We start from the raw sequence: 13,828 nt of genomic DNA, 5'->3' as shown, positions 1-13,828 counted from the left end.
CAAGGAGCATGCATTTGCAAACTACCAGTACCGCCAAACTCAGCATATTGCGCCAGATCCCCGCCGGGGTCTGGATACTCGGATTCGTTAGCATGCTGATGGATATTTCTTCGGAAATGATCCATAGCCTGCTACCGTTATTCATGGTGACGACACTCGGCGCCAGCGCCTTGGCTGTCGGGTTGGTGGAGGGCCTGGCCGAATCGACCGCTCTGATTGTCAAGGTGTTCTCCGGCACATTGAGCGATTATCTGGGCAAGCGTAAAGGGCTGGCGGTGTTCGGTTATGCGTTGGGGGCTCTCAGCAAACCATTTTTTGCCATCGCACCAACGGTCGGCATCGTGCTGTCAGCTCGTCTCCTGGATCGGGTTGGCAAAGGGATACGAGGTGCGCCGAGGGATGCATTGGTCGCAGACGTTACCCCGGCGCACCTGCGCGGCGCCGCATTTGGCCTGCGCCAGTCTCTCGATACGGTGGGCGCATTCCTTGGTCCCTTGTTGGCGGTTGGTTTGATGCTGCTTTGGGCCAACGATTTTCGCGCGGTGTTCTGGGTAGCAGTCATTCCTGGCTTGATGGCGGTTGCGCTGCTGTTCGTTGGCTTGCGCGAACCGGAACATCTGCAAACTGAAAAGCGCACTAATCCGATTCGACGCGAAAACCTGCTTCGACTCGGGAGCTCTTACTGGTGGGTGGTTGGCATAGGCGCCGTATTTACGCTGGCGCGGTTTAGCGAAGCGTTCCTGGTTCTGCGTGCGCAACAGAGCGGTATTCCAGTTGCCATGGTGCCGCTCGTTATGGTGGCCATGAACCTGATCTACGCGTTGTCTGCATACCCCTTCGGTAAACTCTCCGACAGAATGAGCCATAGGAGACTACTCGCGTTCGGCCTGGTGGTTTTGATCATCGCCGACCTGGTGCTGGCCGCCAGCAATCATTGGGGTGTCGTACTGGCAGGTGTCGCCCTCTGGGGGCTCCACATGGGGATCACACAAGGCTTGCTGGCAACGATGGTGGCGCATACGGCGCCGGCCGATTTACGCGGTACCGCGTATGGCTTCTTCAACCTGGTGAGCGGACTTGCCATGTTGCTGGCAAGCGTACTGGCTGGATTGTTGTGGGACCGGCTTGGCGCATCGTTCACCTTTTATTCCGGCGCGATTTTTTGTGCGCTGGCGCTAGCCGCCTTAACCAAGGCTGCCGACTTGCGTTGAGTCCTGACCCTGTGGACGAACACGTCCAAGTTGTGCCGGACTGGGAAGACCAGCTGGTTCTTCCCAGTTCACAGGTTCTGTTACTTCGGTTGCGCCACCAACCGTAAATACGGTTTCAATGTTTTGAAACCCTGTGGGTATTTCTTTTTGGCATCCTCGTCGGAAACCGAAGTCGGAATGATGACGTCTTCACCGGGTTTCCAGTTCACCGGCGTCGCCACAGTGTGCTTGGCGTTGAGCTGAATCGAGTCGAGCAAGCGCAATACTTCATCGAAATTGCGGCCCGAGCTCATCGGGTAGACGAACATTGCCTTGACCTTCTTGTCCGGTCCGATGATGAATACCGAACGCACGGTAGCATTGTCAGCCGCGCTGCGCTGGCCGCCGCTGGCGTTGGGGTGAATCATGTCATAGAGTTTCGCGACCGTCAGATCGGCATCGCCGATCATCGGATAGTTGACCGCGTGACCTTGCGTCTCCTCGATATCCGTGGCCCAGGCATTGTGGTCGCTGACAGGATCCACACTCAGTCCCACGATCTTGGTGTTGCGTTTGTCGAACTCCGGTTTCAGGCGAGCCATATAACCCAGCTCGGTAGTACAAACCGGGGTGAAATCCTTCGGGTGGGAAAACAGGATGGCCCATTGATCTCCGATCCATTCGTGAAACTGGATCTTTCCTTCAGTGGTCTCGGCAGTAAAATCCGGAGCTACATCACCTATGCGAATTGTCATTTTCAGCCTCCATTATTTGTGTATGTCGGAATCAATCCTGCGACGACGGCCTTGTCAATCTCTGCGTGCAGCGTCTCATTGAGCGTCCCGGAACAATCATTCTAGTCAATCGGCTTGGTTTTCATAGGCATCTATGTTCGCAAGAAAAGTAAACTTGTAGATTAACCTACCCACACGTAGAATTATCTACATGAATACTTATTTATCGCTTATTACCAGCCTGCCGACAGAAAACGCAACGGTGCGCATGCGCGCATGGCGCGCGCTTAAAGCATCCGGCTCCGCCGTATTACGTGATGGCGTCTATCTGATGCCAGAGCGCGAAACGTGCCGCAATACGTTGGAAGCGGTTGCCGCCGATGTGTTGTCAGGCGGCGGCACCGCCATTGTGCTGCGGGTTGAAGAGCCCGAAGGCGCTAATTTCGTTGGGTTGTTCGACCGCAGCGAAGACTACGCTGCATTACTGGCAGAAGTGGCCAAGGTGCGTGAAATGCTGACGACCGACACCGTGCTGGAAGCGTTCAAGCAGATTCGAAAGCTGCGCAAGACCTTTGCCAATATGGCCGATATCGATTTCTTTCCCAGTGAGGCCCAACGACAAACCGATGCGACACTGCAAGAGTTGGAACTGGCTGCGGCCCGTGTCTTGGCTCCAGATGAACCTCACCCGGTCGACGGCACCATTCTCCTTCTTTCAGTTGATCAATATCAGGGCCGCACTTGGGCAACCCGCCGTCGTCCTTGGGTAGATCGATTGGCCTGCGCCTGGCTGATCCGCCGCTTCATCGACCCGCAGGCCCGGCTGCTATGGCTGGCGGCTCCCGCCGACTGCCCGGCTGACGCCCTCGGCTTCGACTTCGACGGCGCCACCTTCAGCCATGTCGGCAGCCGCGTCAGCTTTGAGGTGTTGCTGGCAAGCTTCGGCCTTGAGCAGGCAGCACTCAAGCGTATCGGTGCATTGGTGCATTACCTCGATGTCGGCGGCGTGCAACCGCCCGAGTCTGCGGGGATTGAAAGCGTTCTCGCCGGCTTGCGTGAAGCCATCAAGGATGACGATCAACTTCAGGCGACAGCCAGCAGCATGTTTGACGGACTGCTGACCGCCTTTCAAAAAGAAACCACATCACAACAGGAATCGTAGTCATGGACGAAACAAGCAAGCCAAGCTACACCTTGTGGCAGCTCATGCTGTACTTTCTGCGCCTGGGTACGTTTGGCTTTGGCGGGCCGGTCGCATTGGTTGGCTATATGCACCGAGACCTGGTGGAGAGGCGCGGCTGGATCAGCGAATCCGACTACAAAGAAGGGCTGGCGCTGGCGCAGATCGCACCTGGCCCACTGGCCGCGCAACTGGGCATCTACCTCGGTTTCGTGCACTTCCGGATCCGCGGCGCGACGGTGGCAGGACTGGCCTTCGTGCTGCCTTCATTCCTGATGGTGGTCGCCTTGGGATGGGCCTACGTCGGATTCGGCGGACTGGCCTGGATGCAATCCGTGTTCTACGGTGTGGGAGCAGCGGTGATCGGCATCATGGCCATCAGCGCGCATAAGCTAGCCAGCAAGAACATCGGTCGCGACAAATTACTGTGGGGCATCTTCATACTGTTAGCGGCCGTGACTATCATCACGCAGTCGGAAATCGCCTTGCTGTTCATTGGTGCGGGAGTGCTGGTTTGGGTGATCCGCTGCAAGCCTAAGTTCGGCACATCGCACCTGGCAGTCCTGCTACCTGCGCAATTACCCAATATTGCCCTGGCTTCCGCAACCGATGCCAATACGCTGATCCAGATCGCACTGTTCTTCACCAAGGCCGGCGCCTTCGTATTCGGCTCGGGCCTGGCCATCGTACCGTTCCTTTACGGCGGCGTTGTTACAGAGCATCACTGGCTCACCGAAAAGCAATTCGTCGATGCCGTCGCCGTCGCCATGATTACGCCCGGGCCTGTGGTCATCACCACTGGTTTCATCGGTTACCTGATCAGCGGCTTGCCAGGCGCCATCCTGGCAGCCGTGGGGACTTTTGTTCCCTGCTACCTGGCGACCGTAATCGCCGCGCCATACTTCAAGAAATACGGCAAGCTGCCGGCACTCATTGCGTTCGTGGATGGCATCACTGCGGCAGCGATCGGCGCCATCGCCGGTTCAGTGGTGGTGATAGCGCAAAGGTCCATCACCGACATCCCGACCGCTCTGCTGGCGCTTGTGACCACAGCGCTGTTGTGGAAATTCAAGAAACTACCTGAGCCCGTTGTCGTGATTGGCGCTGCGCTGATCGGGATAGCGATTTACCCCTTGATGCATCATTGAAGCGATTTAGCGACAAGAACCAGGCGTGTTGCCTGGACGTCGCTGGGGCTGTCGCAGAACTTCAGCGACGACCATGCGCCATCAAGATTGATTTACGGGCTCTCAATTGCTTGACAACAAATACCGTTGCTGCTTACTATAAATCAAGCAAAAATTGAAAATAGTGAAACTCTCCCGCCCATCCCGCTTGATTGCCGCGCTCATCGTGCTGGTCAGCATGCTGTTCATGCAGCTTGCTGTGGCGGGTTATGCCTGTCCGACTCTCAACGCGGGACAAATCGATGAATCAGTGTCGATGTCCATGGATAGTGAGCAGGCGATGAGCGGGTGCGCCGGTGTGGATAAAGAACAACCCAGTCTCTGCCACGCGAATGACCAAGCAGGCAACCAGTCGCTGGACAGGCCATCTGTGCCACATGTGCAGCCCTTTATGGCCGCCGCACTGACGCTGGTGTTCCAAAATATAGAAATCGTCGACAATTCCAACGACGCCCAACCCAATTCTCTTCTTCTGGTGCGATCCACCGCGCCGCCGCTGTCCATACGCAACTGCTGTTTCCGCATTTAACTCCCCAGATCGCCTAGTCCGCCATCGTCGTGCCGCGTGCACGCCCGATGTTGTCTATTGCTATCTGGAGGTTTCATGTCATTCCTGCTGTCATTTCCGCATATTGCGCACTATCCGGGGCGCAATGCGGTTCGTCGTCTTTTCGTAAAAACCGGCCTTGCCGCACTTGCCGGGGCGCTGATGCTGGCGGCCAATGTCTACGCGGTTGAAGCGCCACTGACGCTAGCCGAGGCCCAACGTCGCGCCGTAGAGCGCTCGCGTCAACTTGCAGCGCAGGATTTTTCCGCCGCCGCGTCGCGTGACATGGCGGTCGCAGCGGGTCAGTTGCCTGATCCGGTATTGAAGGTCGGCATCGACAACCTGCCGGTCACTGGCCGTGACCGCGGCAGTCTCAACAACGATTTCATGACCATGCGCCGGGTTGGCGTGATGCAGGAAATCACACGCTCTGACAAACGCCAGCTGCGTTCCAACCGCTTCGAGCTTGAAGCGCAAAAGACCCTGGCCGAGAAGACCGTGGCAACCGCCGCCATCGAGCGCAATACAGCCCTGGCCTGGCTCGACCGGTATTACGCGGATGCGATGGCGGCGGTCATCGCGGAACAAGGTGAACAAGCCAAACTTGAAATGCAATCGGCCAAAGGGGCTTACCGGGCCGGCCGTGGCAGTCAGGCCGACGTTTTCGCGGCCCGGAGCGCAATGGCGGCGTTTGATGATCGCGCCAGTGAAATCCGGCGTCGCGTGCGCAATGCCAATACCATGCTGGCGCGCTGGATCGGGAATGTCTCGGATCTTTCCTTGGCCGACAAGCCCGCTACCGATGCCATCCGACTGGATCCGGCAACGCTCGACAGCGACCTTGCGCATCATCCGGAAATTGCCGTCCTGACCAAAAAAGTCGATGTGGCCGAGACGGAAGCAAAACTGGCGAAAGCCAGCGAAAAAGCGGACTGGACAGTGGAAATGGCGTTCCAGCAACGCAGTGCGGCTTTCTCCAACATGGTGTCCATCGGCCTCTCGATCCCGCTGCAGTGGGATCGCAAGAATCGCCAGGATCGTGAACTCTCTTCCAAGCTGGCGATAGTGGAGCAAGCGAAGGCCGAGCGCGAGGACATGCTGCGCGCCCATGTCGCCGAGACCCGCACCATGATCGACGAATGGCAAAACGACCGCGAGCGGTATGCCCGTTATGAGCGTGAGCTGATCCCGTTGGCCAATCAACGCACGCTGGCCGCGATAACCGCATACCGCGGCGGCAAAGCCAGTCTGGCTGACGTGCTTACGGCACGGCGCAATGTGATCGACGTTCGGATCCAGGCATTGCAACTGGCGAGCGAAACCGATCGCCTGTGGGCGCAACTCGATTTTCTCTTTCCCATCGACGATGTGATGATGCATCCGGGGATGAACAAGGACACGCCATGAAAAACAAGAAGCTATTCCTCGCCGCTGCAATTACCGCCATTACTGCTGTCCTCGGAACAACCGGCTACGGCTTGTATTGGGCTGGCATGAATCATGGCAAGAAGATGGTAACGTCGCCGTCCAACGAACTGAAAGCCGGCGACTCCGACAAAAAAGTACTGTACTGGCACGACCCGATGGTGCCGGACCAAAAATTCGACAAGCCCGGCAAATCGCCATTCATGGATATGCAACTGGTCCCGGTCTATGCCGACGATGCCGGCGACGACGGCAAAGTCAATATCAGTCCGAGCATCCAGCAAAATCTCGGCATTCGTACCGCTGAAGTCACCAAGGGCAATTTGACCTCGGCAGTCGTAGCGGTAGGAAGTGTGGCGTACAACGAACGCGATGCAGCAGTAGTACCGGCGCGCAGCAATGGTTTCGTTGAACGGCTGTATGTTCGCGCGCCTCTCGATCCGGTACGCAAGGGGCAAGCTTTGGCCGAATTGTATGTGCCTGAGTGGGTGGCGGCGCAAGAAGAGTACCTGTCGGTCAGGCGCATGCAGGGAAATGGCATGGATAGCCTGCTTGGCGGTGCGCGCCAACGCATGCGCCTGGTCGGCATGACGGATGACCAAATCCGCCTTGTGGAATCGAGTGGCAAAGTACACGCTCGTCTGACCATTTTCGCTCCCATCGATGGCGTGGTCTCGGAACTTGCCGTGCGTGAGGGCATGACCGTGATGGCCGGTGCATCGATGTTCAAGATCAACGGCCTCAATACAATATGGGTAAATGCCGACGTGCCGGAGAGCCTGGCGGCACAAGTCCGCCCGGGAAACATGGTCGAAGCGCGCACACCGGCACTGCAAGGAACGGTATTCAAAGGCAAGGTCAGCGCGATCCTGCCGGATGTGAATCCGGCGACCCGCACGCTCAAGGCGCGCATCGAGCTGGCTAATCCGTCGGGCCAACTGGTGCCGGGCATGTTTGCGACGATCAATTTTTCTTCTGCCGCGCGCAAGGACGTCTTGCTAGTGCCAACTGAAGCCGTGATTCAGACCGGAACCCGCAGTGTCGTCATGGTGGCGCAAGGTAACGGCAAATTTTCCCCGGTCGATGTTGAAATCGGCACTGAGACCAACGGCCAGACCGAAATCCGCAAGGGATTGGATGCCGGACAACAGGTCGTCGTCTCCGGCCAGTTCCTGATCGATTCCGAAGCCAGCTTGAAGGGTACCGAAACACGGATGGAAGGCTCGAGCACACCCCGCACACCGCCAGGAGCTGCGCAATGATCGCAAAGCTGATCCGCTGGTCCATCGCCAACCGCTTCCTGGTGCTGTTGGCGACGCTGATAATGACGGCTTGGGGCATCTGGTCGCTGGCGCGCACGCCGCTGGATGCCATTCCGGATTTATCGGACGTGCAAGTCATTATCCGCACCAGTTATCCGGGCCAGGCGCCACAGATTGTCGAGAACCAGGTGACCTACCCCCTGACCACCACCATGCTGTCGGTGCCGGGGGCGAAGACAGTACGTGGCTATTCGTTTTTTGGCGATTCCTTCGTCTATGTTCTGTTTGAAGATGGCACCGATCCGTATTGGGCTCGTTCGCGGGTGCTGGAATATCTCAACCAGGTGCAATCGCGCCTGCCGCCGCAAGCCAAAACCGCGCTCGGACCGGATGCCACCGGCGTCGGCTGGGTCTACGAATACGCGCTGGTCGATCATAGCGGCAAGATGGATCTGTCTCAGTTGCGCGCCTTGCAGGACTGGTTCCTCAAGTATGAGTTGAAAGCGGTGTCGAATGTCTCGGAGGTCGCCAGTATCGGCGGCATGGTGCGTCAATACCAGATCGTGCTCGATCCGGACAAGATGCGCGCCTACAACATTCCGCACGGCAGGATCGTCGACGCGGTGCAGAAAGCCAACCAGGAAACCGGCGGTTCCGTACTGGAGTTAGGCGAAGCCGAATACATGGTGCGTGCATCAGGCTATCTGAAATCGCTGGACGATTTCCGCAAGATTCCATTGATGACGACCGACGCCGGGGTATCGGTGCGGCTGGGTGATGTCGCCCGCATCCAGGTGGGGCCGGAAATGCGGCGCGGGATTGCCGAGCTGAACGGCGAAGGTGAGGTCGCCGGCGGGGTCATCATCATGCGCTCCGGTAAAAACGCGCTGGAAACAATCGATGCCGTGAAAGCCAAGCTGCAGAAATTGAAGGCCAGCTTGCCGCCCGGTGTCGAGATCGTTCCTACCTACGACCGCTCGAACCTGATCAAGCGCGCCGTCACCAACCTGAAAGAAAAGCTGATCGAGGAATTCATCGTTGTCGCCGTGGTGTGCGCCATCTTCCTGTTTCACCTCCGCTCGGCGCTGGTTGCCATCGTCACGCTGCCGATCGGCATCCTGATCGCCTTTATCGTCATGTATTACCAGGGAGTCAACGCCAACATCATGTCGCTGGGCGGGATTGCGATCGCGGTCGGCGCCATGGTCGATGCCGCCGTCGTGATGATCGAGAATGCCCACAAACATATCGAAGCCTGGAACCACGCGCATCCCGGTGAAAAGCTGAAAGGCAATGACCACTGGCGCGTCATCGGCGATGCCGCAGCCGAAGTCGGTCCGGCGCTGTTTTTCTCGCTGCTGATCATTGTGCTCTCGTTCATTCCAGTGTTTACGCTGGAAGCGCAAGAAGGACGCTTGTTTTCTCCTCTGGCTTTTACCAAAACCTATGCCATGGCGGCCGCTGCAGGGCTGGCGGTGACGCTGATCCCGGTCTTGATGGGCTACTTGATTCGTGGCCGGATCCCGGACGAACAAAAGAATCCGCTGAATCGCTTCTTGATCACACTGTACCGTCCCTTGCTTGATATTGTGTTGAGATTCCCGAAACTCACCGTGCTGGTCGCATTGTTGATAGCCACCTTAACCATCTGGCCCATGACGCAGCTCGGTGGCGAGTTCATGCCACCGTTAGATGAAGGCGATGTCTTGTATATGCCGTCGGCACTGCCTGGGCTGTCGGCCGGCAAGGTGCAGCAACTGCTGCAACAGACCGATCGGCTGATTAAAACCGTGCCCGAAGTAGAAAGCGTATTCGGCAAAGCCGGCCGCGCCGAGAGCGCCACCGACCCAGCCCCGCTGGAAATGTTTGAAACCATGATCCAGTTCAAGCCGCACGACCAATGGCGGCCTGGGATGACGCCGGACAAGCTGATCCAGGAGTTGGACCGCATCGTCAAGGTGCCGGGATTATCGAACATCTGGGTGCCGCCGATACGCAACCGGATCGATATGCTGGCGACTGGTATCAAAAGTCCGGTCGGGGTCAAGGTAGCAGGCGTCAGCCTGCACGAAATCGACCGCATTACCGGGGATATCGAACGCGCCATCAAGCACGTGCCGGGAGTATCTTCGGCACTGGCCGAGCGCCTGAACGGCGGCCGATATATCGATGTGAACATCGACCGCGATGCCGCTGCACGCTATGGTTTGAATATTTCAGACGTGCAAAGCGTCGTGTCGGCGGCGATCGGCGGCGACAACATTGGCGAAACCGTCGAGGGATTGCAGCGTTTCCCGATCAATGTGCGTTATCCGCGCGAGGTGCGCGACTCGGTCGAGAAACTGCGCCAGCTGCCGGTGCTGACAGAACGCGGCGCCCAAATCCAACTGGGCGATGTCGCCGCGATTCGTATCAACGATGGCCCGCCGATGCTCAAAAGCGAGAATGCCCGCTTGTCGGGCTGGGTCTATGTCGATATCCGCAACCGTGACCTGAGCTCCACCGTGCACGACATGCAGCAAGTCGTGGCGAAGGAAGTCAAATTGCCGGCAGGTTATTCGATTACCTGGTCAGGACAGTTCGAATATCTGGAGCGCGCCACCGCCAAACTCAAAATCGTGGTGCCCGCCACTTTGCTGATTATTTTTATCCTGCTCTACCTGACCTTCAAGCGCTTCGACGAAGCGGCCTTGATCATGGCGACGCTGCCGTTTGCACTGGCCGGCGGTATCTGGCTGTTGTGGCTGCTCGACTATCACCTGTCGGTCGCCGGCGGCGTCGGCTTCATTGCACTGGCCGGCGTATCGGCGGAATTCGGCGTGATCATGTTGCTGTATTTAAAACATGCCTGGGAAGAGCGGTTGGCTAACGGTAACGGCAATGAAGCCGATCTGCTCGATGCAATACGCGAAGGTGCGGTGCTGCGGGTGCGCCCCAAGGCGATGACGGTAGCCGTCATCATCGCCGGTCTGGTGCCGATCATGCTGGGTACCGGCACCGGATCGGAGGTCATGCAGCGGATCGCCGCACCGATGGTGGGTGGAATGATCACGGCGCCGCTGCTGTCGATGTTTGTGGTTCCGGCGGTCTATCTGCTGTTACGCCGGCGTCAGATTACCAACGGCCGTTGAAGCGTAAAGAAATTGCAGTAAGCGCGCATGAAAGCAGGCGCGGCATTCAACCGTTTAATATTTGTTTATTTGTTTAGCGGACGGGTGCAATCTGTTTCAAATCACCACTCTCAATTAAAAAAAAGGAAATAAGCATGAAACCGACCGCAATCCTCTCCTTGCTTCTGGCGTTGTCCGCATCCGTAGCGGTATCTGGACCGGCTATCGCGCAGTCTGGCAGCGCGAAAACCATGGATATGAAGGGTATGGACATGAAGAACATGCCGATGGACAACATGAATTCCGGCTCCACTGCAAAGGTAACAACCCACCAGGCGACAGGTGTGGTGAAGGCCGTTGATACGGCTAAGGGTACCGTGACACTGGCACACGGACCTGTCAAAAGCTTGAATTGGCCGGCCATGACGATGACCTTCTCTGTGAAAGACAAGATGCTCTTCGACAAACTCGCCATCGACAAGAAAGTGACCATCGATTTTGCCAAACAGGGCGCGGATTATGTTGTCAGCAGCGTGAAATAACTGTTTCCATGGGCGGGCGCCTTGTTCCGGTTCATGGGCGCCGTCTCCGCCGGTAAATGGCGAAATTGATTGATTGGAACACCATGAACGTGAAATATGTCATTGCCATCATTCGTCCCGACGCTTTACCGGCACTGGAAACCAAACTCGGCAAGCTGCACGTACAAGGCATGACCGTGACGAAGGTAAAGGGATTCGGTGAGTACACCGACTTCTATTCAAAAAACCATCTGACGGAACACCTCAAAGTAGAAATCTTCGTGGAGGAGTCAAAGGTTGAAGTGTTGACGAATGCCATTTTTGATGTTGCGCACTCCGATATTCCAGGCGCAGGCATCTTGGCCGTGTTGCCAGTGGACGTTTTGTTTCACATTCGGACGCGCTCCGAGTCTTAACCGGATGTCCTTGTGCGCCTCGGGTACGGGGCTATCGCACACCGTGTGCGATAGCCCCTGCCACCGACGGCCTATGCCTTCTGTGCCGTCAATACCCGACGCGAGAAGACCCACGCCACAGCCGCAAATACAATCAAGCCCAGCCATTGCGCGGTATTTTCAAACGTGCCGCCAACCAGCGCCAACGGCGAATCGCTGCCGGTAAAGCCGATGATCGCCGCCAGCAACACACCCACCAGGCTCTCACCGACGATCAGACCGGAAGCCAGCAAGACACCACGCCGGTTCGGCGCTTCAGCGAACTGCTCGTAGGGCACGCCTTGCTTTTGCGCGCGCTTTTTCAAGATGCGTTCGATGACCCACGCCAGCAATGTGCCCAGCACCAGTGTCGAGGCGACCGTCGGCGGCAGATAAATGCCGATCCCTACCGCCAGCACCGGCAAGCGTGCGACACCGCCGCGATGGCGCAATACTTCATCGATCGCTACCAGCACCACGCCCAGTCCGAGGCCGATCAAGATCATGTCCCAGTTCAACTGGTGGGTAAAAATCCCCGTCGCAATGGCAGTCATCAAGGTCGCTTGCGGCGCCGACAAGGCATGCGCCACATCCATTTCCGCGCGCGGCATCGCTCCGGCAAAACCGTAAGCGTTATACAGCAACTCGAGCACCGGCGGAATTACCACGGCACCGACCACGCAGCCGATCAGCAACGCCACCTGCTGGCGCCAAGGTGTGGCGCCGACCAGCCAGCCGGTTTTCAGATCCTGCAGGTTATCGTTGGAAATAGTCGCCACTGCGATCACTGCCGAGGTGGTGAAGATGGCCAGCGCAATCCCTAGTTTATTGCCACTTTCGGAGGCCAGCAGGCCGTCACCGCTGCCAACCAGCAAAATCAGCAAGGAGATCAACACCACGGCAACGATGCCAACGCCGGAAATCGGGCTGGCGGAAGAACCGATCAGCCCAGCCATGTAGCCGCAGGCAGCGGCAATCAGGAAACCGAAGATAACCGCGAACAAGACGCTGTAGGCAACCAGACCCCACACCATGCCGGCGGACAACGGCGCGGCGCTCAGGAAGCTGGCAAAGGTCGCCACCAGGATCGCTACCAGCGCCAGCGTGACGGCGATGATCCAACCCGGCGCCAAATCGCGCTCGGTACGTGGAATATTGATGCGGCCATTACCGCCGCGCAGCGCCTGGAAGGAAGTCTTGACGCCTTCCAGCATTGGCTTGAACAGTGTGATCAGCGTCCATACCGCCGCCACGCCGATGGTGCCGGCGCCGATGAAGCGCACATCCTTACTCCACAAGCCGGTGGCATATTTGGCCAGCGTCATGCCGTCCGGGATGCTGTGCATCGAAGTCAGCACCGGTACTGCCACGCCCCAGGCAATCAGCAAACCGATCAACATGGCGATACCGGCCACGATGCCGATCAGGTAGCCGGCGCCCAGCAACGCCAGCGAAAATCCGGCAGACAAACGCACTACCGCGGGCCCGGCTGCAAACCACAGGTTGAGGCCTTCACCCAGCACCCGGAAGCCGGATGAGAACAAGGTCACGATGGCGGCGGTAAAACCACCGGCCATGATGTCGACAATGCCGGTTTCTGCCTTGGCCCCGGCCTTGCCGGTAACCGCGTCGAGTTCAACTTCCGCACTGCCGACCCGCAGGATTTCCGCAGCCGCCACGCCTTCCGGATAAGGCAGGTCGCTTTGCACCACCATCGCGTGCCGCAGCGGAATCGTGAACATCACGCCCAGCATGCCGCCGGCGGCACAAATCGCCAGGGTTTGCCAGTAAGGGAAGCCCTGCCAGTACCCGATCATTACCAGTCCGGGCAGGATAAAGATAATTGAAGACAAGGTACCCGCGGCCGAGGCCTGGGTTTGCACCATATTGTTTTCAAGAATATTGGCAGTCTTGAACATCCGCAGCACCGCCATGGAAATGACTGCGGCAGGAATCGCGGAAGAAAAAGTCAGGCCGACTTTCAAGCCCAGGTACACGTTGGACGCTGTAAATACGACCGTTATCAACGCGCCTAAAATGATGCCCCGCACCGTCAGCTCGGGCAGCGAAACATTGTCGGGAATACGACCGGTTTTATTCAACAAATCGGACATCGAAACTCCATCACCAAAATTACAATCTGCCAATTATCCCTGAAACAGTTGCCCGCCATCAAAGAATTTGACTTGGGTCTACAATGCCAAGGGACAATAAATCCGATCGAATCGCCGGCAGCCA

At 57.6% G+C, this 13,828-nt stretch carries 11 protein-coding genes; 9 read left to right on the top strand and 2 right to left on the bottom strand.

The window, feature by feature from the left end; genetic code table 11:
• The first annotated feature begins 92 nt into the window (after positions 1-92).
• Complete coding sequence (locus KHU29_RS17775) at positions 93-1,211, top strand: MFS transporter (RefSeq protein ID WP_246542219.1); 1,119 nt, start codon at positions 93-95, stop codon at positions 1,209-1,211.
• Positions 1,212-1,291: 80 nt separating this feature from the next.
• Here KHU29_RS17775 and KHU29_RS17770 read toward each other — a convergent pair whose 3' ends face one another.
• Positions 1,292-1,945, bottom strand: a complete 654-nt coding sequence (locus tag KHU29_RS17770; protein WP_211454309.1) for a peroxiredoxin — start codon at positions 1,943-1,945, stop codon at positions 1,292-1,294.
• 190 nt (positions 1,946-2,135) lie between these two features.
• Between KHU29_RS17770 and KHU29_RS17765 the strand changes: the two genes are divergently transcribed.
• The 8 genes from KHU29_RS17765 (at position 2,136) to KHU29_RS17730 (ending at position 11,572) form a co-directional block, all read left to right on the top strand.
• Positions 2,136-3,086, top strand: coding sequence for a chromate resistance protein ChrB domain-containing protein (locus KHU29_RS17765; RefSeq protein ID WP_211454307.1), 951 nt, complete (start codon positions 2,136-2,138; stop codon positions 3,084-3,086).
• A gap of 2 nt (positions 3,087-3,088) precedes the next feature.
• Positions 3,089-4,252 carry a chromate transporter gene (locus tag KHU29_RS17760; protein ID WP_211454305.1) on the top strand — a complete coding sequence of 388 codons (1,164 nt, stop codon included), beginning with the start codon at positions 3,089-3,091 and terminating at the stop codon, positions 4,250-4,252.
• Positions 4,253-4,415: 163 nt separating this feature from the next.
• The gene (locus tag KHU29_RS17755) at positions 4,416-4,820 is read left to right on the top strand and encodes a hypothetical protein (RefSeq protein ID WP_425514487.1); all 405 of its coding nucleotides are present in this window, start codon (positions 4,416-4,418) and stop codon (positions 4,818-4,820) included.
• Positions 4,821-4,895: 75 nt separating this feature from the next.
• Entirely contained in the window at positions 4,896-6,245 is a 1,350-nt protein-coding gene (locus KHU29_RS17750; RefSeq protein ID WP_246542209.1) for a TolC family protein, read from the top strand.
• The gene (locus KHU29_RS17745) at positions 6,242-7,525 is read left to right on the top strand and encodes an efflux RND transporter periplasmic adaptor subunit (RefSeq protein WP_211454302.1); all 1,284 of its coding nucleotides are present in this window, start codon (positions 6,242-6,244) and stop codon (positions 7,523-7,525) included. Before KHU29_RS17750 ends, KHU29_RS17745 begins: the two co-directional genes overlap by 4 nt.
• Positions 7,522-10,656, top strand: a complete 3,135-nt coding sequence (locus tag KHU29_RS17740; RefSeq protein ID WP_211454300.1) for an efflux RND transporter permease subunit — start codon at positions 7,522-7,524, stop codon at positions 10,654-10,656. Before KHU29_RS17745 ends, KHU29_RS17740 begins: the two co-directional genes overlap by 4 nt.
• A 134-nt stretch (positions 10,657-10,790) precedes the next feature.
• On the top strand, positions 10,791-11,177 hold the full coding sequence (locus KHU29_RS17735) for a copper-binding protein (protein WP_211454298.1): 387 nt from the start codon (positions 10,791-10,793) through the stop codon (positions 11,175-11,177).
• An 83-nt stretch (positions 11,178-11,260) separates the two neighbouring features.
• The gene (locus tag KHU29_RS17730) at positions 11,261-11,572 is read left to right on the top strand and encodes a P-II family nitrogen regulator (RefSeq protein WP_211454297.1); all 312 of its coding nucleotides are present in this window, start codon (positions 11,261-11,263) and stop codon (positions 11,570-11,572) included.
• Between the two features lie 71 nt (positions 11,573-11,643).
• On the opposite strand, the gene KHU29_RS17725 is transcribed toward KHU29_RS17730, so the two are convergent.
• A complete protein-coding gene (locus KHU29_RS17725) occupies positions 11,644-13,704 on the bottom strand; it encodes an OPT family oligopeptide transporter (protein WP_211454295.1) in 2,061 nt (686 codons plus the stop codon).
• Positions 13,705-13,828: the final 124 nt, after the last annotated feature.

The sequence above is a fragment of the Collimonas antrihumi genome (assembly GCF_018304965.1).
In the GTDB taxonomy this organism is placed as follows: domain Bacteria; phylum Pseudomonadota; class Gammaproteobacteria; order Burkholderiales; family Burkholderiaceae_D; genus Collimonas; species Collimonas antrihumi.
The sequence above is the reverse complement of the archived record's forward strand: the minus strand, read 5'-3'. Positions and strand labels throughout refer to the sequence as shown.